The following is a 25,431-nucleotide window of genomic DNA, read 5'->3' as shown; positions in this document are numbered from 1 at the left end:
CGGCTGAACCACCATGCAAAATCATAAAAAAGGCAATATTTACATCATTTCTGCCGCTTCCGGCACAGGTAAAACGACCTTGGTGTCGCGCCTGTTGAAAAATCATGACGACATTCGTGTTTCCATTTCTCATACTACGCGCCAGCCGCGTGAGGGTGAGGCACATGGTGTGCATTACCACTTTGTTCCCAAAGAAGAATTTGAATCGCTGATTGATCAAAGAGCCTTTTTGGAACACGCCAATGTATTCGGCAATTATTACGGCACCAGCATCGCCGGCGTAAATTCGTTGAGCGAAGAGGGCTATGACGTAATTTTGGAAATTGATGTGCAAGGTGCGGCGCAAGTGCGTAAATCGTTGCCTGAAGCCAGTAGTATTTTTATCCTGCCGCCTTCCTTTGAAATTTTAGCGCAACGTTTGATCGGCCGTGGTACAGACAGCGAAGAAGTTATTCAAACACGCCTTTCAAAAGCCCGTCATGAGATTGAGCAATCCGTTTTGTTCGATTACGTTGTCGTGAATGACGATTTGGATCGTGCCGAAGCCGATTTGTTCCACATTATTAAAGCAGGCCGTCTGAAAAAATCCTCTCAACAGGGGTTTATCTCAAACCTGTTGGAAAATTCGTAAAAAACAGCGAAAATAACCGTTTTATTTGAAACATAGAAAGAAAGCAAGCAAACATGGCCCGTATTACTACTGAAGATTGCACAGGTAAAATCCCTAACCATTTCGACCTTACACTTGTTGCCGCCCGTCGCGCACGCCAATTAGAAAACGGCAATACGCCTTTGGTTGACGACATCCGCAACAACAAACCAACCGTAACCGCCCTGCGCGAAATCGCTGCCGGACAAATCGGAACCGAGCTGCTGACCCGCAATAAATAAACCAACCGGCAAACCGATAAAACCGCCGCGCGGACTGTATCGGTGCGATATCACAACCGATACAGTCTGACGGCTTAAAAATAGCCATAAAAGGCCGTCTGAAAATGCCAGCCCCACTGCCTACCGCCCCCTATGATCCGTTGACAGCAGAAGCGCGCGAGCTTCTGTTTCGCACCGCATCCTATCTCAATACCAATGAGCAGGCCGAGCTTGAAAGAGCCGTTGCCTACGCTTTCCACGCCCATGACGGACAAACCCGTAAAAGCGGCGAACCCTACATCACCCATCCCCTTGCCGTTGCCACGCAGCTTGCGATTTGGCACATGGATGTTCAAGGCCTCTGCGCGGGCGTTATGCATGATGTATTGGAAGATACGGGTGTAACCAAAGTCGAAATGGCAGCAGAATTCGGCGATACCATTGCCGAAATGGTAGACGGCCTCTCCAAACTGGAAAAGCTCAAATTCGAAGATCATGCCGAGCATCAGGCGGAAAGTTTCCGCAAGCTTATCCTCGCCATGACTAAAGATGTTCGCGTCATCGTCGTCAAACTTGCCGACCGATTGCACAATATGCGCACCCTTGGCTCTATGCGTCCGGAAAAACGCCGCCGCATCGCCAAAGAAACCCTCGAAATCTATGCTCAAATCGCCAACCGCATTGGCCTGAACAATGCGTATCAAGAGCTTCAAGACTTATCGTTCCAAAACCTCCACCCAAGACGCTACGAAACCCTAAAAAAAGCCATGGACAACAGCCGCAAAAATCGCCGCGATGTTGTCGGCAAAGTGTTGCGTGCATTCAGTCAGCGTTTGGTCGGTATCAATATTGAAGCCAAAATCAAAGGCCGTGAGAAAAACTTGTACAGCATTCATCAAAAAATGCTGGCTAAAAAGCTGCGTTTTGCCGAAGTGATGGATATTTACGGCTTTAGGGTCATTGTAAACAGCATTCCTGCCTGTTATGCCGCGTTGGGTGCATTGCATAATTTATACCACCCCAAGCCCGGCCGTTTCAAAGACTATATCGCTATTCCGAAAAGCAACGGCTACCAAAGCCTGCACACGACCTTGGTCGGCCCTTACGGTTTGCCGATTGAAGTGCAAATCCGTACGCGTGAAATGGATGCTGTGGCTGAGGGCGGTATTGCCGGCCATTGGATTTACAAATCCGGTGAAAATACTCCGGACCAAGCCGTCCTCCATATGAACCGATGGATGAAAAATATTCTTGACCTGCAAGCCAGCAGCTCAAATGCCATCGAGTTTCTGGAGCATGTCAAAGTCGATTTGTTCCCCAACGAAGTCTATATTGTTACCCCGAAAGGCGATATCCTTACCTTGCCTAAAGGAGCGACGCCGATTGACTTTGCCTATGCCGTTCACACCAATATCGGTCATAAAACTGTTGCTGCGCGTATCAATAACGTCATGATGCCGTTGCGCACCAAGCTGAAAACCGGTGACACGGTAGAAATCATTACTTCCGAACACGCCAAACCTAATGTGGCATGGCTGAACTTTACCGTTTCCAGCCGTGCGCGCAGTGCCATCCGCCAATACATTAAAAATCTGAATCGTCACGATGCCGTTGTTTTGGGTGAGAACCTGCTGCAAAAAGCTTTATCCAGCCTGCTGCCTAAAGATGTTTTGCTTTCAGACGACCTCAAAGAAAAATACCTTGCCGATTTGAATACCAAACAAACCTCGTTTGAAGAGGTTCTCTACAATGTCGGTATGGGACATACTTTGCCGGTACACGTTGCCATGCACATTGCCGAGTTGGCTGGCCAACATTTTGGTAGCGCGGTCAAACTCAGCCCGATCAAAGTCAACGATCAGGAAACCGGCCGGATTCATTTTGCCGAATGTTGCCATCCGATTCCAGGTGATGCGATCCGCGCTCTATTGGTCAAAGACAAGGGTATGATTATCCACCGTGATACCTGTCAAACTTTGGTCAAAGCCGATCCGGAAGAGCAACTTGATGCGGGTTGGGACAGTTTGCGCAATCAAACGTATCGTACCATCCTCAATGTCAAATCCGAAGATGCGCATGGTTTGCTGGCTTCAATGGCGCAAGCGATTTCCAATTCCGGTGCGGATATCGAATCTGTCGATACGCCAACCAAAGCGCAAGCAGGAACGGAAGGTTTTGTGGAATTTAAATTCACAATTAAAGTCAAAGACTTGGATCAGGTTAATCAGATTATTCATGCAATGCATGCCAATCCGAATATCCGCAAAGTGATTCGAGGATAATCTCGTTATAAGCAAAGGCCGTCTGAAAGTGTTTTCAGACGGCCTTTTTGATGTTTATAAATAAAAGCTGTTGGCTTTTTTAAGAGGGTTTATGGCTTTTTTGTAATTGGATTGGGTTTAATTCAACCAAAAACGGAAAACCAAGAAGAAAACCAAGGCCAAAACGCCGGCCCAAACCAGCAACATGAACCCGGCTACTGCCTGACCCAAGCGGTAAACAGGGTTTTTGCGTTCGTCTTCGAGTAGGGGATTGGATGTATCGTGTGGTTTGTCGGACATAATGAAGCTCTGATTGAATTATTGAATAAAAGTGTAAGGTTACGCCGATAGAAGCAAAGATTCAAGTGGGAATGATTATTGATAGAAGTCTTCGTCTTCATTCCACGCGGTTTTTAAGGCCGTCTGAATGGTGTCGGCACCAAAGCCGCGATAGGCAAGGAAACGCGCTTGTTTTTGTTTTTCTTTCAAATCTTGGGCTTCTTGCTTGAATTTTTTACGCAAGACCGAAATGGCGGTTTGCAACTCGTCCTCCCTGTCGGGTAGGAACTCCCGACAGTCGTCTGCATCGATACCTTGTTGCGCCAAGGCTTGCTTGAGGCGGAGCGTGCCATAACGGTTGCTCTTACTGTGAATATAGGCTTCTGCGTAACGTTGGTCGGATTGCCAATTCCGTTCGGCAAATTCGTCCAAAACCTTTTCCAATTCTTCTTCGCTTTCAGCGTGCGGAGCCAGTTTGCGTTTCAAGCCGACACGGCTGACTTCCTGACGAGAAAGAATATCCAAGGCGTGGGCGCGTAAGGTTTTGGGAGGTTTCATGGGGATATGGAAGAGGAGGGAGTTTAACTACATTGAATTACATTTCAGACGGCCTGATTAGGTGAAAGCACCGAAAAGGCCGTCTGAAAATAAAGCCGAACTATTCTTCGTCTTTGTTCTTTTGTGGTTGTAGATTTTCGTAGATTTCAGGCAGGGCTCGAATCAACAAATCAGGTTTGGTCGCTTTGTCTTGAGAGAGTAAGGTCATGTCGCCGTAGCCGAATGTTACGCCGACACTGAAGCAACCGGCCGCTTTGGCGGCAATAATGTCATTTTTGGAGTCGCCCACCATCAGCATATTGGCAACGTCGATGCCCAAAACTTCGGCCGCATGTTGAAGCGGCAATGGGCTGGGTTTTTTCTCAGTCAGGCTGTCTCCGCCGAGAACCAAGCTGAAATAGCCGTCGAGATTGAGCTGCTTCAGCAACTCAGCAGCTAGAATTTCATTTTTATTGGTAATGACAACCAATGGAATACCCAAGGACTTGAGCAGGCCGAGACCGGCTTCGGTTTCAGGGTAGGGGCGGGTAAAGTCGCTCAAGTGTTCGCGATAATATTTCATAAAGAACACAAAACCTTTTTCCCAGATTTCAGGATTGGCTTCTTTTTCACGATCATTGCTAATGACGCGATGAACCAACTTGCTGATGCCGTCGCCGACATAACTTTCAACCGTTTGGGTAGGCAAAACAGGTAAACCCAAGTGCGCACACATGGCTTGGGCTGCTGCGGCCAAATCAGGAACGGAATCACATAAGGTACCGTCCAAATCAAAGGCAACGGCTTGAACGTGTTCTAAAGCAGCAGTGGTCATTGAGTAGCTTTCTGTCATATTATTTAAGTGGTTATTTTAACATTGTTTGCCTGATTTGCCGATGTTTTGCTGATTCTTTAAAGGGATATTTGTTTAAATTGTTAACAATTTTTGCTGGTGTGAGGCTGTTAGCCTATTTGGAATATGGAAGGGATTTTGTCAACAAAAAGGGTGGTTTGGTAGGCATTAAAAAACAAAGGGTTTGTGTGTTTTTTTGAATGGTTTGATGAGCATTTATACTAGGCCGTCTGAAAATTTTTTGGTCGGCATGCCGATATTTTCAGACGGCCTCAAACTAAATTTATATATAAATGAATGGATTTGCTTTTTATCGACTACATGCTATTACATTTTTTCCTGTTTTTGTATATAGTAACAAGTATGGCTCTCGTCTAATCATGTGTATGAAAAGGAAAAATACATGTCCGCATCTGCTGTTAAAGAAACACTGAATCCGTTTGAAATTGCACAAAAACAAGTAAAAATTGCCTGCGATCGCCTGAATGCCGACCCGGCAGTATTTGAAATCTTGAAAAAGCCGCAACGTGTTTTGGAAGTCAACTTCCCTGTCAAACTCGACAACGGTACAGTAGAAAACTTCACCGGCTATCGTTCACAACACAATAATGCCGTCGGCCCTTACAAAGGCGGCGTGCGCTTCCATCCCAATGTAAATCTGGACGAAGTCAAAGCACTGTCTATTTGGATGACCATCAAATGCTGCGTGGCCGGTATTCCTTACGGCGGCGGTAAAGGCGGTATTACTTTGGATCCGCGTAACTATTCCGAAGCGGAATTGGAACGCATTGCTCGCGCTTATTCCGAAGCCATTTCTCCGCTGATCGGCGAGAAAATCGATATTCCTGCCCCTGATGTGAACACCAACGGCAAAATCATGTCTTGGATGGTTGATGCCTATGAAAACGTGGTGAAACATTCCGCGCCGGGCGTATTTACCGGCAAACCGGTTGAGTTTGGCGGCTCCTTGGCGCGTACCGAAGCCACCGGTTATGGTGTAAACTTCGCCGCCGTCCAAGCTTTGGAAAAACTGGGCAAAGACGTGAAGGGTGCCACTTACGCCATTCAAGGTTTCGGTAATGTGGGTTACCACACCGGTTACTATGCACACAAAGCCGGTGCGAAAATCGTTGCTGTATCTACTGTTGACGTTGCCATCTACAATGAAAACGGCTTGGATATGGAAGCAATCATCAAAGAATTCCAAACCAAAGGTTTCATCACCAACGAAGCCGGCTACGGCAAAGAAATCAGCAATGCCGAACTTTTGGCTTTGGATGTGGACGTACTCGCCCCTTGCGCGCTGGAAAACCAACTGACTTCTGAAAACGCCGGTAAAGTCCGCGCGAAAATCGTGGTTGAAGGCGCAAACGGCCCGACTACTCCTGAAGCAGACGTTATCCTGCGTCAAAACGGCGTATTGGTTGTTCCTGATATTTTGGCAAACTGCGGCGGCGTGGTGGTATCCTATTTTGAATGGGTACAAAACCTGCAAGGCTACTACTGGGAGTTTGACGAAGTTCAAGAGAAAGAAACCGTTGTCCTGCGCCGTGCGTTCCGCGATATTTGGAACTTGGCTCAAGAATACGATGTCGACCTGCGTACCGCTTCTTACATGATGAGTATCCGTCGTGTTGAAAAAGCAATGAAACTGCGCGGCTGGTATTAATCGTTTGAGCGATAGCTAAGAGTAGGCCGTCTGAAACCTGTTTTCAGACGGCCTTAATGTTTTTGATAAGAGCCTTTACAAATTTTAATCCACCTTGATTCCATTTCAATCAAACTCAGCTATAATCCCCTTTTTTGACCTTTCCGGAAAAGACATAATCATGAACAAAACTTTCAAATTCAGCGCATTGGCTTTGTCTGCTTTGTTGGCACTGACTGCTTGCAACCAAAAAGACACTGCCGCTAAAGATGCTCCTGCTGCTTCCGCAGCTTCAAATGCGACTGCAGATGCTTCCGCCATCGGTTCTACTGCCCAACAAGCCAGCTACGCAATGGGTGTGGACATCGGCCGTTCATTGAAACAAATGAAAGACCAAGGTACAGAAATCGATTTGAAAGTCTTCACCGAAGCCATGGAAGCCATGTTTGAAGGCAAAGAAGTTAAAATGACTGAAGCCCAAGCTCAGGAAGTGATGATGAAGTTCCTGCAAGAGCAACAAGAAAAAGCGGCTGCCAAACGTGCTGAAGATGCCAAAGTAAACTTGGAAAAAGGCGAAGCGTTCTTGAAAGAAAACGCGACTAAAGAAGGCGTGAAAACCAGCGCTTCCGGTCTGCAATATAAAATCACCAAAGAAGGCGAAGGCAAAAAACCGACTAAAGACGATATGGTTACCGTTGAATATGAAGGCCGTCTGATTGATGGTACCGTATTTGACAGCAGCAAAGCCAACGGCGGCCCTGTAAGCTTCCCTGTAAGCCAAGTGATTCCAGGTTGGACTGAAGGTATCCAACTCTTGAAAGAAGGCGGTGAAGCAACATTCTATATCCCTGCTAAATTGGCTTACCGCGAAGTGGGTGCCGGCGATAAAATCGGCCCGAACGCTACTTTGGTATTTGACGTGAAACTGGTTAAAGTCGGCGCGCCTGATGCTGCTGCGCAACAACCTGTACAAGTTGACGTACAAAAAGTTCAATAATCCGAATCAAGGCTTACGCCCTTAAACAACGGATAAAAGGCCGTCTGAAAAATTCCGTTTCAGACGGCCTTTGTTCCAAACCAACAAGGAATTATGATGAAAAATATCGTCATCCTTATTTCCGGACGCGGCAGCAATATGCAGGCGATTGTGAATGCTAATATTCCTGATGTCAACATTGCAGCCGTATTGAGTAACAGCGAGACCGCAGTCGGATTGGCATGGGCGGCAGAGCGCGGTATTGCCACCGACAGTTTGAACCATAAAAATTTTAACTCGCGCCTGGCATTCGATCAGGCCATGATGGAAAAAATCGATGCCTATCAGCCGGATTTGGTGGTGTTGGCGGGTTTTATGCGCATTTTGACTCCGGAATTCTGCGCCCATTATGAAAACCGCCTGATCAATATCCATCCGTCCATCCTGCCTTCCTTTACCGGTTTGCATACCCATGAGCGCGCATTGGAAGCAGGTTGCCGAGTGGCAGGCTGCACCATCCATTTCGTAACCCCTGAGCTGGATTGCGGCCCGATTATTTCGCAAGGCATTGTGCCTATTTTGGACGGCGATACTGCCGACGACGTTGCCGCACGCGTGCTGACGGTTGAACACCAGCTTTTTCCGCAAGCCGTTGCTGATTTCGTTGCAGGCCGTCTGAAAATTGAAGGCAACCGCGTTTTGAATGCACAACGCAATGCCACTGGTCAAAGCCTGTTGGCTTAATTAACACTATACACACAAGGAAAACATCATGAATCCGATTAAAACGACCTTATTGACACTTTCCTTACTCACTGCCTCTATCGGCGCACAAGCCGCTAAATTGCCGCAATCTGCCGTTTTGCAATACTCAGGCAGCTACGATATTCCTGCGACCATGACTTTCACCCGCAGCGGCAGCCAATACAAAATCGTTTCTACCATCAAAGTACCGCTTTACAATATCCGCTTTGAATCCGGCGGCAGTATCAACGGCACGACCTTGTATCCGTCTTACTACAAAGATGTACGCGGCGGTGAATTGTATGCCGAGGCCAAATTTTCTGGCGGTAACATTACTTACGGCAAAGCAGGTAATTTGAAAACCAAAAAATCCGGTCCGGCCATGGACTTGTTCACTTTGGCATGGCAACTGGCCGCAAATGACGTGCGTCTGCCGTCAGGTTTAAAGATTACCAACGGTAAAAAACTGTACACTCTTGGCAGCATGAACAAAATCGGCAGTGAAAGCTATAAACTGAACGGCGACACAACGCCTGTGAGCAAATATCGCGTTCGCCGTGGCGATGATACCGTTACTTACTCTTTTGCTTCCGATATCAACAATATCCCTGCGCAAATCAGTTATACCGATGACGGTAAAACCTACAACCTGAAACTGACTTCCGTCAAAATCAACGGTAAAGTAGTGAAACCGTAATCTTTATTTGCTCAAACAAGAAGGCCGTCTGAAAAGTTTTCAGACGGCCTTATCTTTACAGCAACACAATATCGTATTGTTCCTGCGTGTAGGCGGTTTCGACTGCCAGCGAAATCGGCTTGCCGATAAAGTCTATCAACATCGCCAGCGATTGTGATTCTTCGTCTAGGAACAAGTCGATGACATTCGGAGCGGCCAAAATGCGGAAGGCTTGGACATCGTAGCGGCGCGCTTCGCGGACGATTTCGCGTTGGATTTCGTAGCACACGGTTTGCGGCGTTTTCAGACGGCCCCGGCCTTGGCAGGAAGGGCAGGGTTCGCAGAGGATTTGGCTTAAGTTTTCACGCGAGCGTTTGCGGGTCAGTTCGACAAGGCCCAGACTGGTAAAGCCGTTGAGGGTGACGCGGGTGCGGTCGAAACTGAGGGCTTTGGCAAGCTCTTGCAGGACGGCTTCGCGGTGGACTTCCTGCGCCATATCGATGAAGTCGATGATGATGATGCCGCCGAGATTACGCAGGCGAAGTTCGCGGGCGATGGTGTGGCAGGCTTCGAGGTTGGTGCGGAAGATGGTTTCATCAAAATTGCGCGCTCCGACAAAGCCGCCGGTGTTGACATCGATGGTGGTCATGGCTTCGGTGGACTCGATGATGAGGTAGCTGCCGAAGTTGAGATTGACGCGCGGTTGCAGGGCGCGGGCGATTTCCTGCTCGATGTTGTGGGTTTCAAATAGGGGGCGTTCGCCTTTGAACAGCTCGATTCTGCCCAATGCGCCTTGAACGTATTGTTCGGCAAACTGGGTCATGCGGCGGTGGTTTTCAGTCGAGTCGACCAGGATTTTGTGCGTATCGAGGCTGAACATATCGCGCAAAACACGCAGGCTCAATGGCAAATCTTGATAGAGCAGGGTTTCAGGCGGTTGGATTTTCGCCTGTTTTTGAATGTGTTCCCACACTTTGGTCAGATAGTTGATGTCTGATTGTAGTTGGTCATCGGAGGCGTTTTCGGCGTTGGTACGGATGATGTAGCCGTGGCAGGCGTTTTCGGGCAGCAGGTTGTTGAGGCGCTCCCTCAAACTGCTGCGTTCGGCATCATCCTCGATGCGTTGGGAAATGCCGATGTGGTCTTCTTGCGGAAGATGGACGAGGAAACGGCCGGCCAATGAGATTTGGGTGGACAGGCGCGCGCCTTTGGTGTTGATGGGGTCTTTAATGACCTGAACCAAGACAGACTGGCCTTCAAAGAGCATGTGTTCGATGCGTTGGGTTTCGTCCGGATTGCGGCGTTGTTCGAGGACGTCGACGATATGCAGAAACGCGGCGCGCTCCAAGCCGATATCGATGAACGCGCTTTGCATGCCGGGAAGGACGCGTTTGACGACGCCTAAATAAATATTGCCGACCAAGCTATGGCCGCTGTTGCGCTCGATGTGCAGCTCGCAGATATTGTTCTCTTCCAAAACAGCCACACGCGTTTCTTGCGGAGTGATGTTGACGAGGACGGTTTCGGACGGACGCACGGCGTCCTTGGGGATGGGAATTCCTGAAAGCATGGGGATACCTGATTTTGAATAGAAAAACTTTTGCGATGTGTTCTTCTCCAAAAAACAAATGGCAAAAGTCATTCTGCGAAAGCGCTTATCATACTTTAATTATGGTTTTTCCGCATCTGCACAAATGTTTATAGCTAAGAGGCCGTCTGAATGTTTTTTACAACCGTACGGCGGGAACACTTGTAAAATAGCACCTATGCCCATATAGTCATGAACATTGGTATTTTGGAAGAAATCATGCAAACCGTTACTGTTTATACCGGTCCATATTGCCCGTACTGCACCATGGCGAAAAGGCTGTTGCAGGCGGTGGGTGTGAAAGAAATCAACGAAATCCGCATCGACGGCAATCCGGAAGTTTTTGCCGAAATGCAGCAGCTTTCCGGCCAGCGCAGCGTGCCGCAGATTTTTATCGGCGACACCCATGTCGGTGGCTTTACCGATTTGTACCGCTTGCAGCAGGAAGGCAAGTTGGACGAATTACTGAATCCTTAACCCTTAACTTAGGAAAATAAAATGAGCGAAGAATTGCAACCCGTATTCAGCGTTGAGCGTCTGTATGTAAAAGACTTGTCTTTGGAAGTGCCTCACGCACCACAAATCTTCTTGGAACAAGGCGAGCCTGAAGTCGATATGCGCGTTTCTACCGGCAACACCAAACTGGAAGACGGTTTCTACAGCGTTGACGTTACCGTTACCGTGACTGCCAAACTGAACGAAGAGCGCACCATGTTCTTGAACGAAGTTACCCAAAGCGGCATCTTCCGTTTGGAAAACATTCCTGAAGAAGACGTACAACTGCTGCTGGGCGTTGCTTGTCCGAACATCCTGTTCCCTTACGCACGCGAAGCCATTTCCAACAGCGTAACCCGCGCAGGCTTCCCGCCTGTACTGCTTGCCCCGATCAACTTCGAAGCCATCTACCAACAACAACAGGAAGCTAACGCTTAATCGCGTTATACCTAAATTAAGGCCGTCTGAAACATTGCGTTCAGACGGCCTTTTTGTTTTCGGATAAAATACAGCAAACTTTAAATCAGCTGCCTTTTAAGATGACGCCCGAAACCCAAAAACAGCTCAAAATTACCGATGTTTCCGCCAAGAAGCTTGAAAAACTCAACCTCCATACTGCATGGGATTTGGTGTTGCACCTGCCGTTGCGTTACGAGGACGAGACGCACATCATGCCGATTAAGGATGCACCGATCGGTGTGCCGTGTCAGGTCGAGGGAGAAGTTATTCATCAGGAAGTGACATTTAAACCGCGCAAGCAGCTGATTGTCCAAATCGCCGACGGTTCCGGCAGCATCCTTTTTCTGCGCTTCATCCACTTTTACGCCAGCAATCAGAAACAGATGGCGGTCGGCAAACGCATCCGCGCTGTGGGCGAAATCAAACACGGGTTTCATGGCGACGAGATGATTCACCCTAAAATCCGCGATGCAGAGAGCAGCGGTTTGGCAGAAAGCCTCACGCCGATTTATCCGACCGTAAACGGTTTAAACCAACCTACTTTGCGCCGCATTATTCAGACGGCCTTGGATGTTACGCCGCTGCACGACACCTTGCCTGATGCTTTATTAGGCCGTCTGAAACTGCCACACCTCGCCGAAAGTCTGCGCCTTTTGCACTCGCCGCCGCCGAGTTTCACTATTCATCAACTTTCAGACGGCACGCTGCCTGCATGGCAACGGCTCAAATTTGACGAACTTTTGGCGCAACAGCTTTCCATGCGCTTGGCGCGGCAAAAGCGTGTCAGCGGCTCGGCCACAGCATTGGGCGGCGACGGCACATTGACTCAAGCCCTGCGCAACGCCTTGCCGTTTGCCCTGACCGATGCGCAAGAAAAAGTTGTTTCCGAAATCTGCCGTGATATGGCGCAAACCCACCCCATGCACCGCCTGCTGCAAGGCGATGTCGGCAGCGGCAAAACCATTGTGGCGGCTTTGTCTGCGTTGACGGCTATCGAATCTGGCGCGCAGGTGGCTGTAATGGCGCCGACCGAAATCCTTGCCGAACAGCATTTCATCAAGTTCAAACAATGGCTTGAGCCTTTAGGCCTTGAAGTCGTCTGGCTTTCCGGCAGTCAGCGCAAAAAAGCCAAAGACGAAGCCAAAGCCAAACTGGCTGACGGCTCTGTCAAAATCGCCGTTGGTACGCACGCCCTGTTTTCAGACGACGTCGAGTTTCAAAATCTCGGCTTGGTGATTGTAGACGAACAACACCGCTTCGGCGTCGCCCAACGCCTCGCCCTTAAAAACAAAGGGCGCGACGTCCATCAATTGATGATGTCCGCCACGCCCATCCCGCGCACGCTCGCCATGAGTTTCTTTGCCGACTTGGACGTGTCCGTCATCGACGAATTGCCGCCTGGGCGCAGCCCGATTAAAACCCGCCTCGTCAACAACGTCCGCCGCGCCGAAGTCGAAGGCTTCGTCCTCAACATCTGCCGCAAAGGGCAGCAGGCATACTGGGTCTGTCCGCTGATTGAAGAAAGCGAAACCCTGCAACTGCAAACCGCCACCGAAACCCTCGAGCAGCTTCAGACGGCCTTGCCCGAACTCAGCATCGGCTTGGTACACGGGCGCATGAAAGCCGCCGAAAAAGCCGAAGTCATGGCGGAATTTGCCGCAGGCCGTCTGAACGTATTGGTAGCCACCACCGTCATCGAAGTCGGCGTAGATGTGCCCAACGCGGCCCTGATGGTGATCGAACACGCCGAACGCATGGGCTTGGCGCAGCTGCACCAATTACGCGGGCGGGTAGGGCGCGGCGCGGCAGAAAGCGTGTGTGTCCTCCTGTTTGCTGAACCCTTGAGCGAACTCGCCAAAGCGCGGCTGAAAGTCATCTACGAACACACCGACGGCTTTGAAATCGCCCGTCAAGACCTCAACATCCGCGGCCCCGGTGAATTTCTCGGTGCGCGTCAAAGCGGCGTTCCCATGCTGCGCTTCGCCAACCTTGAAGAAGACTTACACCTTTTGGAACAAGCGCGCGAAATCGCCCCTTTGCTGATTGAACAAAACCCTGAAATCGTCGAAGCGCATTTGGCAAGATGGCTTTCCAGTAGGGAAGGTTATTTGGGCGTATAAAATTTGCATGAAAAGAAAAAGGCCGTCTGAAAACAGACGGCCTTTAGTTTGGCTGGATAGGGGTTTAGAAACCTTGCGCCAACATGGCATCGGCAACTTTGACGAAACCGGCAATGTTCGCACCATTGACGTAGTTTACTGTGTCGCCGACTTTGCCGTATTTCAGGCAGGATTCGTGGATGTTGTGCATGATGTCGAACAGGCGTTGGTCGACTTCTTCGCGTGTCCAAGACAGGCGGATGGCGTTTTGACTCATTTCCAAACCTGAAGTTGCTACGCCGCCGGCGTTGGAGGCTTTGCCCGGAGCGTAGAGGATGCCGGCTTTGATAAATTGTTCGACTGCGCCCAAAGTTGACGGCATGTTCGCACCTTCTGCAACCACATAGCAACCGTTTGCCAACAGGATTTTGGCAGCATCTGCATCCAATTCGTTTTGGGTGGCGCAAGGCAGGGCGACTTCGGCCGCGATGTTCCACGGTTTTTGGTTTTCAAAGTATTGCAGGCCTTGTTCTTTGGCGTAAGTGGCCACGCGTTCGCGGCGTACTTCTTTCAGCTCGATCAAAGCGGCCAGTTGTGCTTCGGTCATACCGCTGTCAGGGAAGAGGACAAAGCCGTTGGAATCGGAAACGGTCAATACTTTTGCACCCAGTTGGATGGCTTTTTCGGCAGCGTATTGCGCCACATTGCCGGAGCCGGAAATCAACACGCGTTTGCCTTCGATGCTGTCGTTGCGGGTTTCCAACATGGCTTGGGCAAAATACACGCAGCCGTAGCCGGTGGCTTCAGGGCGAATCAGGCTACCGCCCCATTCGAGACCTTTGCCGGTCAGGACTGAAGCAAATTCGTTGCGGATTTTTTTGTATTGGCCGAACAGATAGCCGATTTCGCGGCCGCCTACGCCGATGTCGCCGGCAGGAACGTCAGTATCGGCGCCAATGTGGCGGTAGAGTTCGGTCATAAAGGCTTGGCAGAAACGCATTACTTCGGCATCTGATTTGCCTTTAGGATCAAAGTCGGAACCGCCTTTGCCGCCGCCCATAGGCAGGGTGGTCAGCGCATTTTTGAACACTTGTTCAAAGGCGAGGAATTTCAATACGCCCAAATCGACGGTCGGGTGGAAACGTAAACCGCCTTTGTAAGGGCCGATGGCGGAACTCATTTGAATGCGGTAGCCACGGTTGACTTGGACTTGGCCTTTGTCGTCCATCCAAGTGACGCGGAACATGATCACGCGCTCCGGTTCAACAATACGCTCAAGCAGGCTTTGTTGGGTGTATTTTGGGTTTTTCGCCAAAAACGGATCCAAACTCATGAACACTTCTTCAACGGCTTGATGGAAGGGTTCTTGGTTGGGGTTGCGTTGTTTGAGATTGGTAAATAGAGTGTTCAGATCGGTCATTTTTCTACTCCTATTGAGTGAGATATTTCAATATTTATGTTTTGAAATATAGCCGTAAAAATTTTACTTGCCAAGAAAAATTTTGCCTAGATTGTTGACATTATTTTTTTACCAATTTGTAAAAATAGAATTATATTTCAAATTTAATCAAAAATATTTAAAAATATTTTATTAAATATATTATAATAAAAATAAAATGCTTAGTAATTAAACTAGAAAATATTGAAAATTTTTTTGTAAAAATTTCATTCAGCTCAAAAATTTGTGTAAATCGGTGCTGAATTGTCAACATTGTTAATGAGTGTATTACGCGAATATGGGGAAGGTCGCCCCATTGAAGACAGAGAGGCAGGCCGCCTGAAAATTCGGTACAATACACACGAAATTCCCACAACACATACATTAAGGAAACACATGAAAGCCTATCACGACCTTATGCGCCATGTTCTCGACAATGGTATCGACAAATCCGACCGTACCGGCACCGGCACGCGTTCCGTGTTCGGTTACCAAATGCGTTTTGATTTGAGTGAAGGCTTTCCGCTGTTGACCACCAAAAAACTGCATCTGCGCTCGATTATTCATGAGCTGCTTTGGTTTCTCAAAGGCGATACCAACATCAAATACCTGAAAGACAACAACGTTTCCATTTGGGACGAATGGGCGGACAAAAACGGCGATTTAGGCCCGGTTTACGGCTACCAATGGCGCAGCTGGCCTGCACCCGACGGCCGCCATATCGACCAAATTGCCAACGTGGTGGAACAAATCAAGAAAAATCCCGACTCGCGCCGTCTGATTGTATCGGCATGGAATCCGGCTTTGGTCGACGAAATGGCCTTACCACCTTGCCACGCGCTGTTTCAGTTTTACGTTGCCAACGGCAAACTGTCTTGCCAGCTTTACCAACGCAGCGCCGATATTTTTCTTGGCGTACCGTTCAACATCGCCAGCTACGCATTGTTGACCATGATGATGGCGCAAGTGTGCGGACTGGAAGCCGGTGAGTTTATCCATACGTTCGGCGATGCCCATTTGTACAGCAACCATATCGAGCAGGCCCAACTGCAATTAAGCCGCGATTTCCGAAGCCTGCCAACCATGAAAATCAACCCTGAAGTCAAAGACTTGTTTGCCTTCAAATTTGAAGACTTTGAGCTTGAAGGCTATGATCCGCATCCGCACATCAAAGCAGCCGTATCGGTGTAATTCAAGTTAAAAATAAAAAGGCCGTCTGAAACTTCAGACGGCCTTTTGTTTAGGCAGGGTTATTGACGTTTCGCGCCATAGCCACCGATTAAGTGTTCGGTTGCATCTTTGTTTTTTAAGCCGTAAGTGCCGCCGATTTCAGCAGCATTGGGGCCATAGAATTTGCCGTTCAGGTTGCCGCTTAATTTGTCATCAGCCGTGCTGACTTTACCGGAGAAGAGGTTGCCGTCTTTCCAGCTTGCCGTACCTTTGAAATCGTAGTTTTTATCTGCTTTGGATACGCGCTTACCATTTTCCAAAGTATGGAAGTGTGAGTTTGACGTTTCAAAACGGACACCTTTGAGGCCGAAATCAACGATAGCCATGACATTGGAAGTCAACTGACGATTGTTATTGTCGGTAACCACATAGGCAGTGGAAATACCTTTATAGGTGGCTGTACCTTTAGCAGGCAGGGTCGTGAAGACAGTTTCATCGCCCAAGCTTTGATAGCCTTGATATACATGTCCTTTAGGGTCGGTGTAATGTGCGAAGGTTTGATATGTCCAGCCGGCCGCAGAAGGATCATGCAACACAATTTTGGTGCCGTCATCAAAATTGATGACATAGACACCGTCGAATTGTTTGTCAAAAACTAAGCCGTTTTTATCGGTGCGGAAGTAGGCTAAATTATCGCTGTCAATTTTATTAAAGGTTGCCAGATTAGTGCGATGTTGCAGATTTTTTTTGTATAAAGCGTCTAAGTCTCTAATTTTAGCTTCAATTTCCTTTATTTTGTCATGATCAATTTGGCCAGACTCTGAGTTTTGTTCTTTTTTTAGATTTTCTTCTTCGGCTTTTAACTTTTTATAAAGTTCAACAATACGTTCATCCAAAGTTGATTTACCGTATGCGAATTCGGTATTTTTCTCTTTGCCTGTTTGTTCGCTGACATCAGTTTGAGTATTGCCTTTTGAATATACTTTGGCAATAACAGAAGCATAGCTTGTCCATGTAGGTTGGGTTGCGTTGCCATCAGTGGTCTTGTTAAATAACACAACGCCGTCCATTTTGACTTCATCATTGCTGTTAAAGTCAATAGAACTGATCAGGCCATTTTGGTTGCGGTCTTGATTGTCCGTTTGGAACATTTTGCCTGCGGCATCTCTGCGGATTTGTACGTTGGGGTTGGATTGCTGCGCACCTTTGGAGGAGATGAAATGTGTGTGCAAAGGCTGGCTAACGTTGGCCGGATCGATTGGAGCTTCATCGGTCAGTTCGGCAAGCTTGTCGGCACTGTTGGTGAGCGTAGTAGACGGCGCTTTCGGAGTGTTGGCATTGCTGTTATTGTTGGTAGGATTACCATTGTTGCTAGCAGAGTTGCCGGTATTATTGGTAGGGGTCGAGCCGGTGCTTAAAGCAGATGAACCGCCGCCTCCGCCACCACCGCATGCGGACAAGATGGCTGCGCTGGTGGCTGTAAAAACGATGGTTTTAAGTTTGGTTTGGATGTTTGACATGAGATTCCCTGTATAGTTATTCGCTTGATGAAAAGGTCGGAGAGATCGTTTATCTGATTTTTAAACCTTTAATGCCCGATAATAACCATAAATCATAAAAAAATAAACAGTTTGTTTTCATTTCTGTACAAAAATTAATCAAAGGGAAGGTGGTTGGGTGGGTGTTTTTTTAGTTAATTGTTTTATATGGATTTATTTTGAATATTTTAGTGAGTTCGATAGCTGGTCTGTTTCTTTTTAACAAACTTTTCAGACGGCCTTTTGAAGATAAAAAAGCAGTCGGACTTTATGGATGCTTTTCTCTCAACGGATAAGCGTATTTCCGTTAAAATACGCCTTCTTTTCCGATTCGAAACATTGCCATGCGCCTTACCCACATCAAACTCTCCGGCTTCAAATCTTTTACCGACCCGACCACGATTCATGTGCCAGGGCAGCTTGTTGCGGTCATCGGGCCGAACGGCTGCGGCAAGTCGAATGTGATTGACGCGGTGCGTTGGGTGTTGGGCGAGGCTTCGGCGAAGCAGCTTCGCGGCGAGAGTATGCAGGACGTGATTTTTAACGGTGCGGCGACGCGCCGTCCTGCGCCGAGGGCTTCGGTGGAGCTGGTGTTTGACAACAGCGATCACAGTTTGCAGGGGGCGTGGGGGCAGTATGCCGAGGTGAGCATCAAGCAGCAGCTGACGCGTCAGGGCGAATCGACATATTTCATCAACAATCAGGCCGTGCGCCGCCGCGTATAGAAACAAAGTAGTACAAAATTAATCAATAATAATATCATTGCTTTGAAACTTAGTTAAAATGAGGCAACACTACGAATATCATAAGATTGTATAAATCTTTGAATTTTAAGTGGAGTGTAAATGGTATATTTCCATAGAATTTTCAAAGAAAGCAGGATTTGTTGTAGTTAAAGAATACTTCTAACAAACCACTGAAGATAATAAATGTACCGATAATCTAAAAAATCACACCGCTTGATAAATTGTTATAAACTTATTATGATAAACCAGTAGTTTGAAATAAAAATAGCAAAGCGATACGCTTTGGTATAGCACAAAGATTTATTATTAAGGTGGTAATCAATTTGCTGTGGATATTTCAGAGATCTTTCCCCTTAGGCTTACGGTAACGCAGTAATTTTTTATTTAAGTCGTATTCTTCACATTTGCCATCAATTTCTAAAGGAACAAAACATGCGTATTAAAAAAACTAACTCGATTATGACAAAAAACAATAATCATCAATTGAGTACAGCATTAACTACTCTTACTTGTATGTTGGCAGGTATGTTTCCGATATATACCCAGGCAGCATCGATTTATGGATGTAGTGAAAGTTTTTTTAGCAATGAAAATGCCAACGGTTGCTCTGCATCAGTAGGACTAAGACAGAAATTAGATGGTGATGTTATTGGTGGTAGTGCCTACAAAGGCTCTGCTAATAAGAATCGTGTCAATATTGCACACAAAGCCCATGTTTCAGGCGCTGTTATTGGCGGAAGCTCCACTCGGAAAGAAGCTAATCACAATGAAGTGGTGATAGGAAACAATGTCCAAATTGGTACGGAAAAAGATAATGGATTTGTTGAGGGCGGTTCATCGAACGAATCCAGTGCTATTTTCAATGCTGTGCGTATTGGAGCTAATGCAATAATAAATGGTTTTGTTGAAGGTGGTTCTGCTAGTCCCGTAAAGACAGATGAAGCCGGCCTCAAAAATATTGAAATAGATTCCTCCAGCAACAGTGTTCATATTGGAGATAATTCGGTTGTAACAGGAAGTGTCTCTGGCGGTTCGGATGGGATGCTATCTTCCTTCAACGAAGTCTATATCGGTAACAATGTCAGGGTGGGTCCGAAACTTCCCGACGATCAGTTGATACTTGGTGGAATTGTTACAGGCGGCAGCGCAGGACATCAAACTGATTATGTTCCTGTTGTCACTAACTCCAATATCGTTCATATCGGAGATGATTTTTATGCCGCACAGGTATTGGGTGGTAGTTCAGGCAAAGAATCCAGTGTCATCCCTGATAATACAGAAAACGAAAACCGCGTGACTATCGGAGACCGTAGCAGAATATTTAATGTTGTTGCGGGTAATGGCACAGAGAAAGCTATTGTAAACAAAAATGAACTCAGAATCGGCAAAGATGCAAATATTAATAGGATACGTGGCGGTTACGCTTGGAATGGCAGCAATGTTTCTGAAAATTTGGTAACGATAGGTGCAAACCTGACTGCTGATGAGGTTATGGGCGGTCAAGCTGGCTTGGAGAGCGAGGCAAACAACAATACTGTTATGCTCGGCCGTAATGCGACAGTGAGAGATAAGCTTGTCGGAGGGGTGGCAGTCACACGTGCAAATGGCAATAAAGTTCTGCTTAATAGAGATTTCAAGATTGCCAACCTCTTAGGAGGGGGGGCAACAGAAGAAGCTAATAATAATATCGTTACGCTTTTGGGCAGAGGCGAAGTTTCCGGTAAGCTCTATGGTGGTGTCAGCAATAATAAAAGTGTCGGTAATACGTTGAATTTGGGTAACATCAACGAACCGATAGAAATGAACAGCATATCTGCTGGTAAAGTTGGATATTTCAATACCTACAATTTTTATCTGCCCAACAATACCCGTAATCAAGATATCGCATTGAAACTGTTAGGTATTGAAGGGGATTTTGATTCAGTTATAGATTTGGGTAATGCTACCGTTAACAGCTATGTGCCGGGAGATACTGCTTTGAAAGCAGGAGATATTGTACATTTGATACAGGTAGATCCCACCAGGGAAATCGCATGGAAAGGGCAAGGAAAGGTATATCAAGGCGTTACTCTGACTCATGATTTGGCAGATATTAGAGTGGACGAGCAGTCAAGAAACCTAGATTTAGTATTCCAAAAAAATAATATTAAGGACAGCATAAACGTTCCAGCTAACAACAATGGCTCTGTGAATAATACTGGTACAGGGGATAAGAACAATGCCTCCAACAATACTGACACCACAATGCCATCTGCTAACGTCAACCCAAAAACCAAATCTTTGTTGCAAGGTCGTTTGGTTGCGCCAGCATTGATTAATGGTGGTTCAGCTTACCTTTTGGAAGGCGGTTTGGAATCATTCTATCAAAATACCAATGTAGATAAAAACAAAGCAAATACCGGTTCTAATGGCTTTGCTAATGTCCGTGCTGATAACCGTGAAGTAACGACAGGCAGTCATGTAAAACTGAAAGGTATGACATTTGATGCAGGTTATGCATGGAATAAACCTTTAGGCTTGGGTAATCTAACATATGGTATCGCTGCTGAATACGGTTATACTCGTTATACATCACATTTGGACGACGGTACCAGAGGTAAGGGTAAAGCTTGGTACTTAGGTGCAAATACATTTGGGAATTACTTGTGGAACAATGGCTTGTATATACAAGGCAGCCTTCGTATCGGCCGTGTTTCAGGAGACTACCGCAGTAACGATTTCGTGCATGCTAATGGCAACCAGGTCAACTATGACAGCAAATCCAATTACATAGCGGGCCATATCGGTGCAGGTAAGATTTGGCAGCTAGGCAGTCTAAATTCATTAGACACTTATATTAAATACTTTGACTCCCATACATCTAGTGATAAAGCTAAGTTGAATTCAGGCGAAACGTATCATTTTTCTTCAGTTCGTTCTCAAAGAGGCCGTATTGGTGTGCAATATAACCATCAGTTAGCCAAAACAAAATTGCATTTTGGTTTAGCTCATGAACGAGAATGGAGTGGTCATGTACGCGCTCAATATCAAGGCTTATCCTTACCTAGTCCGACTATGAAAGGAGGGACCACTTTGGGTGAAGCAGGAGTAAATTACCAATTGGGCGGTAAACAATTGAATACGGCCTTGCAGGTTTACGGCGGTCGCCAACGAGGTGCAGGTCTTCATTTGGGCGTTAAATTCTGATTAATTCATGGAATTGATACTTATTTGAAACAATCTGCAACGGTTTCGTCAACGACGTTCTACGCAGATAATCTTCAAACTATATCTTTCCAGATGACATTAAAACCTGAATCCAGTGAAAACTGGACTCAGGTTTTTTCATTTTTGATTTTTAAATTTCCATCTTTATATCTCTCATTAATAAAATAAGAATATAATATTTATGCATTAAATAAACTCAAGATGCAAAAATCAAAATGCAAAGCGTACTAAGCATGCACTTCGTAAGCTAGAGCGTAATTTCGTTTTACAGGCATAATACTTCCATGATTGAATTGTCGGTTTCTTCTACTGTTTTAGTATAAAATCCCACTTTATTTTTTTCCCGTCCTTATCTCATGCGCCTTACCCACATCAAACTCTCCGGCTTCAAATCTTTTACCGACCCGACCACGATTCATGTGCCGGGGCAGCTTGTTGCGGTCATCGGGCCGAACGGCTGCGGCAAGTCGAATGTGATTGACGCGGTACGCTGGGTATTGGGCGAGGCTTCGGCGAAGCAGCTTCGCGGCGAGAGTATGCAGGACGTGATTTTTAACGGTGCGGCGACGCGCCGTCCTGCGCCGAGGGCTTCGGTGGAGCTGGTGTTTGACAACAGCGACCACAGTTTGCAGGGGGCGTGGGGGCAGTATGCCGAGGTGAGCATCAAGCGGCAGCTGACGCGGCAGGGCGAATCGACTTATTTCATCAACAATCAGACCGTGCGCCGCCGTGACATTACCGATTTGTTTTTGGGTACAGGCGTGGGTGCGCGCGGTTATGCCGTTATCGAGCAGGGGATGATTTCGCGCATCATCGAAGCGCGGCCGGAGGAGTTGCGCGCCTATATAGAAGAGGCGGCGGGCGTGTCCAAATATAAGGAACGCCGCAAGGAGACGGAAGGCCGTCTGAAAGACACGCGCGAGCATTTGCAGCGTTTGGGCGATTTGCAGAACGAATTGGCGCGTCAGGTGGAAAAGCTGGAAAAACAAGCCGAAACCGCCGAACGCTACAAATCCCTGACCGCACAGCTGAACCAGCAACAGGATTTGCTCGATTACGCCCAATGGCAGCAATCGCTTGCCGCCGCCGACAAAGCGACCGCGCAGCATCAGTCTTTGCAGGCGCAGCAGGACGAAACCGCCGCGCAGGTTCAGGCGTTAAATGACGAAGTACACGCCTTGCAGACCGCCGAACAGTCGCAGCAACAGGCGGTACACGAATTGAGCAACAAACGCGGCGTGTTGCGCGAGCAGATTGCCCGTTTGGAAGAGCAAATCCGCCATCAGCAAAACCTGCACCAACGCATCGAGCGCGACAAGCAGGCGGCGCAGGCGCAGTTGCAGCGCATCCATCAAGAACAGCAGCAAATCCGCGTCAAGCTGGAAGAAAACGAGTTATACGTCGAAGAAAAGCAAACCGAATTGGCGGAATGGGCGATGCAGGTTGCTGAACACGAAGAGCGTCTACCCGAATTGGAAGAAGCCCAAGCCACGCTTAACGCCGCCTTCCAAACCCAGCAGGACGAGGCAAACCGCATCCGCCGCGAACTGGCGTTGAAGCAGCAGCAGCTTGCCCATGCTGAACAAACCGTTGCCAAGCACGAAGAGCGCAAAGGCCGTCTGAAGCAGGAAAACCAAGCCCTGAATCTGCCCGATGAGGCCGAAACCGCCGCCGTGCAGGAAGCCGCCGCTTTGTTGCAAAGCCAGCAAGAGTATTACGAAGAACAAATCATCGCCGCCGAAGAAGCCTTACACGCCGCCCGCGAGGCGTTTCAGACGGCCTCAAACCGCTTCCAAAGCCTGAAGCAGCAACACATTACCTTGCAGGCGCAGCAGCAGGCGTTGTCGCAAATCCTGTCGCAACAGCAGGAAGCCGCCGACTTCTGGCAGGCAACCGACCACGCCGCCGCGCCGCAACTGTGGCAACACATCACCGCGCCCGCCGAGTGGCAGCACGCCTTGTCCGTCATCCTTGCCGAACGCCTGCACGCCCGCGCCGTGCCGCACGGCTTCGTGCCCCCCGCGCCTTTGCCGCAAGGGCAGGCAGCATGGCTTTCAGACGACCTCTCCGGCGGCATCAAAAAATCCCTACCCGTACAGGCATTGCTGAACCAAATCCAAGCGCAGCCGCCGTTTCAGACGGCATTGCATCACTGGCTCGACGGCGTATTGTGCGCCCCCAATTTGAATTACGCCCTCGCGCATCAAAGCGATTTGGGTGTACACCAAATCTGGCTTACGCCCGAAGGCCATCAGGTCGATAAAGCCAGCGTCCTGCTCTATGCCAAACCCGCGCAGGAAAGCCTGATTGCCCAAAAAGCGCGCCTCGACGGCATCGCATCCGAACTGGAAAACCTAGCCCCCGAACTCTCCACCGCCGAAGCCGCGTTCAAACAGGCGGAAGCCGCCGTGCGCTCGTCCGAAGTGCAGCACAAAAACCTGATGCAGCAGCAACAGCAGCACACGCGCCAATACAGCCAAGCGCAGCAACGCGCCGCCGAACTTCTGGCGCGCACCAACCAAGGGCAAATCCGCCGTGAACACATTGAGCGTGAACTGGCGCAGTTGGCGGAAGAGCAGACCGTGTTGAAACATACTTCAGACGGCCTCGCAGACGACATCGCTACTTTGCAGGAAGCCGCCGCCGAACTCGAACACCAACAGCAAACCGCCGCACACAGCCGCCAAGAACAGCAAGGCCGTCTGAAACAGGCGCAGCTTGCCCTGTTGGAAGCCAACCGCCAATACGGATTGGCTGAAGTCACCGTTCACAAGCTCAACCAACAAAAACAAAACTACCAGCAGCAAATCGCCCGGCTTGAGCAGCAAACCCTCGACTGGCAGGAACGCCAGCAAGAGCTTGCCCTCGCCTATGAAACCGAGTTCCAAAACGACGAGCAGCACATCAAGCTCGACGAGCTGACCGAAGCCGTACACACGCTGGACGAAGAATACATCGTCGTGCAGGACAAACTCGCGCAGATTCAGGAGCAGGGCAGGGAGCAATACGCTAAAGTGCAAGCCCTGCAAACCAAGCTGCCGCAGCTTCAGGCCGCCACCCAAACTGCCCTGTTGCAGCAGCAGGAAGCCCTGATTAACGCCAAACGCTACCATCAAAATCTGACCGAACGCGCCGCCGATCTGGACGCGCTCGAAGCGTTGGCGAAAGAATCGCCGAAAGTATTGAACAGCAGCATCGGCAGCCTCACCCAGCAAATTGAAGCCCTCGGTGCCGTCAACCTCGCCGCCCTGCAAGAACTCGAAGAAGCGCGCGAACGCGACGGCTACTACCGCAGCCAGAGCGAAGACGTGCAGGCCGCCATCACCCTTTTGGAAGAAGCCATCGCCCAAATCGACGACAAAACCAAAGCGCGTTTCAAAGAAACCTTCGACGCCGTCAACGGAAAAGTCCAAACCTTCTTCCCGACCCTGTTCGGCGGCGGCGAAGCCACCCTCAAAATGATAGGCGACGACCTCCTGACCGCCGGCGTGTCCATCATGGCGCGTCCGCCCGGCAAGAAAAACAGCACCATCCACCTGCTCTCTGGCGGCGAAAAAGCCCTCACCGCCATGAGCCTCGTGTTCGCCCTGTTCAGCCTCAACCCCGCCCCCTTCTGCCTTTTGGACGAAGTCGACGCTCCGCTGGACGACACCAACACCTCGCGTTTCTGCAACCTGGTCAAAGAAATGTCGGCGCAAACCCAGTTCCTCTACATCTCCCACAACCGCCTGACCATGGAAATGGCAGAGCAGCTCGTCGGCGTAACCATGCAGGAAAAAGGCGTCTCGCGCGTCGTCGCCGTGGACATCAAACAAGCGTTGGAAATGGCGGAGCAGAATTGAGGCAA

At 48.5% G+C, this 25,431-nt stretch carries 19 protein-coding genes and 1 pseudogene; 14 read left to right on the top strand and 6 right to left on the bottom strand.

The annotated features are described in order from the left end of the window. Window positions 1-13: 13 nt before the first annotated feature. The 3 genes from gmk (at window position 14) to ACTHTS_RS02325 (ending at window position 3,152) form a co-directional block, all read left to right on the top strand. A complete protein-coding gene (gene gmk, locus ACTHTS_RS02335; protein ID WP_440369101.1) occupies window positions 14-631 on the top strand; it encodes a guanylate kinase in 618 nt (205 codons plus the stop codon). Between the two features lie 53 nt (window positions 632-684). Further along, on the top strand, window positions 685-891 hold the full coding sequence (gene rpoZ, locus ACTHTS_RS02330; RefSeq protein WP_003682294.1) for a DNA-directed RNA polymerase subunit omega: 207 nt from the start codon (window positions 685-687) through the stop codon (window positions 889-891). Between the two features lie 104 nt (window positions 892-995). Further along, entirely contained in the window at window positions 996-3,152 is a 2,157-nt protein-coding gene (locus ACTHTS_RS02325) for a RelA/SpoT family protein (protein WP_440369100.1), read from the top strand. 117 nt (window positions 3,153-3,269) lie between these two features. Here ACTHTS_RS02325 and ACTHTS_RS02320 read toward each other — a convergent pair whose 3' ends face one another. The 3 genes from ACTHTS_RS02320 to ACTHTS_RS02310 all read right to left on the bottom strand — a co-directional run bounded on the left by ACTHTS_RS02320 (window position 3,270) and on the right by ACTHTS_RS02310 (window position 4,782). After that, entirely contained in the window at window positions 3,270-3,431 is a 162-nt protein-coding gene (locus ACTHTS_RS02320; RefSeq protein ID WP_308904055.1) for a hypothetical protein, read from the bottom strand. A gap of 75 nt (window positions 3,432-3,506) precedes the next feature. Then, entirely contained in the window at window positions 3,507-3,968 is a 462-nt protein-coding gene (gene recX / locus ACTHTS_RS02315; RefSeq protein WP_440369099.1) for a recombination regulator RecX, read from the bottom strand. 100 nt (window positions 3,969-4,068) lie between these two features. Further along, a complete protein-coding gene (locus ACTHTS_RS02310; protein WP_440369098.1) occupies window positions 4,069-4,782 on the bottom strand; it encodes a phosphoglycolate phosphatase in 714 nt (237 codons plus the stop codon). Between the two features lie 421 nt (window positions 4,783-5,203). Here ACTHTS_RS02310 and ACTHTS_RS02305 point away from each other — a divergent pair, with 421 nt between their 5' ends. The 4 genes from ACTHTS_RS02305 (at window position 5,204) to ACTHTS_RS02290 (ending at window position 8,865) form a co-directional block, all read left to right on the top strand. Further along, window positions 5,204-6,469 carry a Glu/Leu/Phe/Val family dehydrogenase gene (locus ACTHTS_RS02305; protein ID WP_070504425.1) on the top strand — a complete coding sequence of 422 codons (1,266 nt, stop codon included), beginning with the start codon at window positions 5,204-5,206 and terminating at the stop codon, window positions 6,467-6,469. Between the two features lie 160 nt (window positions 6,470-6,629). Next, window positions 6,630-7,445, top strand: a complete 816-nt coding sequence (locus ACTHTS_RS02300; protein WP_070504422.1) for an FKBP-type peptidyl-prolyl cis-trans isomerase — start codon at window positions 6,630-6,632, stop codon at window positions 7,443-7,445. Window positions 7,446-7,541: 96 nt separating this feature from the next. Continuing rightward, on the top strand, window positions 7,542-8,168 hold the full coding sequence (gene purN, locus ACTHTS_RS02295) for a phosphoribosylglycinamide formyltransferase (RefSeq protein WP_440369097.1): 627 nt from the start codon (window positions 7,542-7,544) through the stop codon (window positions 8,166-8,168). A 28-nt stretch (window positions 8,169-8,196) separates the two neighbouring features. Continuing rightward, a complete protein-coding gene (locus ACTHTS_RS02290) occupies window positions 8,197-8,865 on the top strand; it encodes a DUF3108 domain-containing protein (protein ID WP_440369096.1) in 669 nt (222 codons plus the stop codon). Window positions 8,866-8,920: 55 nt separating this feature from the next. Here ACTHTS_RS02290 and ACTHTS_RS02285 read toward each other — a convergent pair whose 3' ends face one another. Beyond that, complete coding sequence (locus tag ACTHTS_RS02285) at window positions 8,921-10,414, bottom strand: Rne/Rng family ribonuclease (RefSeq protein WP_107858142.1); 1,494 nt, start codon at window positions 10,412-10,414, stop codon at window positions 8,921-8,923. 237 nt (window positions 10,415-10,651) lie between these two features. Between ACTHTS_RS02285 and grxC the strand changes: the two genes are divergently transcribed. From grxC to recG, 3 genes are all read left to right on the top strand, one after another. Further along, the gene (gene grxC / locus ACTHTS_RS02280; RefSeq protein WP_003684090.1) at window positions 10,652-10,909 is read left to right on the top strand and encodes a glutaredoxin 3; all 258 of its coding nucleotides are present in this window, start codon (window positions 10,652-10,654) and stop codon (window positions 10,907-10,909) included. 21 nt (window positions 10,910-10,930) lie between these two features. Next, entirely contained in the window at window positions 10,931-11,365 is a 435-nt protein-coding gene (gene secB / locus ACTHTS_RS02275) for a protein-export chaperone SecB (RefSeq protein ID WP_003745844.1), read from the top strand. A gap of 101 nt (window positions 11,366-11,466) precedes the next feature. Then, window positions 11,467-13,506, top strand: coding sequence for an ATP-dependent DNA helicase RecG (gene recG, locus ACTHTS_RS02270; RefSeq protein ID WP_440369095.1), 2,040 nt, complete (start codon window positions 11,467-11,469; stop codon window positions 13,504-13,506). 64 nt (window positions 13,507-13,570) lie between these two features. On the opposite strand, the gene gdhA is transcribed toward recG, so the two are convergent. Continuing rightward, window positions 13,571-14,905 carry an NADP-specific glutamate dehydrogenase gene (gene gdhA, locus ACTHTS_RS02265; protein WP_440369094.1) on the bottom strand — a complete coding sequence of 445 codons (1,335 nt, stop codon included), beginning with the start codon at window positions 14,903-14,905 and terminating at the stop codon, window positions 13,571-13,573. Between the two features lie 414 nt (window positions 14,906-15,319). Here gdhA and ACTHTS_RS02260 point away from each other — a divergent pair, with 414 nt between their 5' ends. After that, window positions 15,320-16,114 carry a thymidylate synthase gene (locus ACTHTS_RS02260; protein WP_440369093.1) on the top strand — a complete coding sequence of 265 codons (795 nt, stop codon included), beginning with the start codon at window positions 15,320-15,322 and terminating at the stop codon, window positions 16,112-16,114. A 59-nt stretch (window positions 16,115-16,173) separates the two neighbouring features. Here the strand turns inward: ACTHTS_RS02260 and ACTHTS_RS02255 are convergent, their stop codons facing one another. After that, window positions 16,174-17,613: a transferrin-binding protein-like solute binding protein gene (locus tag ACTHTS_RS02255; RefSeq protein ID WP_440369092.1), complete on the bottom strand. Its 1,440-nt coding sequence runs from the start codon at window positions 17,611-17,613 to the stop codon at window positions 16,174-16,176. A 362-nt stretch (window positions 17,614-17,975) separates the two neighbouring features. On the opposite strand from ACTHTS_RS02255, the pseudogene ACTHTS_RS02250 reads away from it, so the two are divergent. The 3 genes and pseudogenes from ACTHTS_RS02250 to smc all read left to right on the top strand — a co-directional run. Continuing rightward, window positions 17,976-18,350, top strand: a pseudogene (locus ACTHTS_RS02250) (AAA family ATPase); the annotation flags it as partial. 459 nt (window positions 18,351-18,809) lie between these two features. Further along, a complete protein-coding gene (locus ACTHTS_RS02245) occupies window positions 18,810-21,563 on the top strand; it encodes an autotransporter domain-containing protein (protein ID WP_440369091.1) in 2,754 nt (917 codons plus the stop codon). Window positions 21,564-21,940: 377 nt separating this feature from the next. Further along, window positions 21,941-25,426: a chromosome segregation protein SMC gene (smc, locus tag ACTHTS_RS02240; protein ID WP_440369090.1), complete on the top strand. Its 3,486-nt coding sequence runs from the start codon at window positions 21,941-21,943 to the stop codon at window positions 25,424-25,426. Window positions 25,427-25,431: the final 5 nt, after the last annotated feature.

The sequence above is a fragment of the Neisseria sp. P0019.S003 genome (assembly GCF_051957115.1).
GTDB classification, from domain to species: domain Bacteria; phylum Pseudomonadota; class Gammaproteobacteria; order Burkholderiales; family Neisseriaceae; genus Neisseria; species Neisseria flavescens_D.
This window is presented reverse-complemented; position numbering and strand designations above follow the sequence as displayed.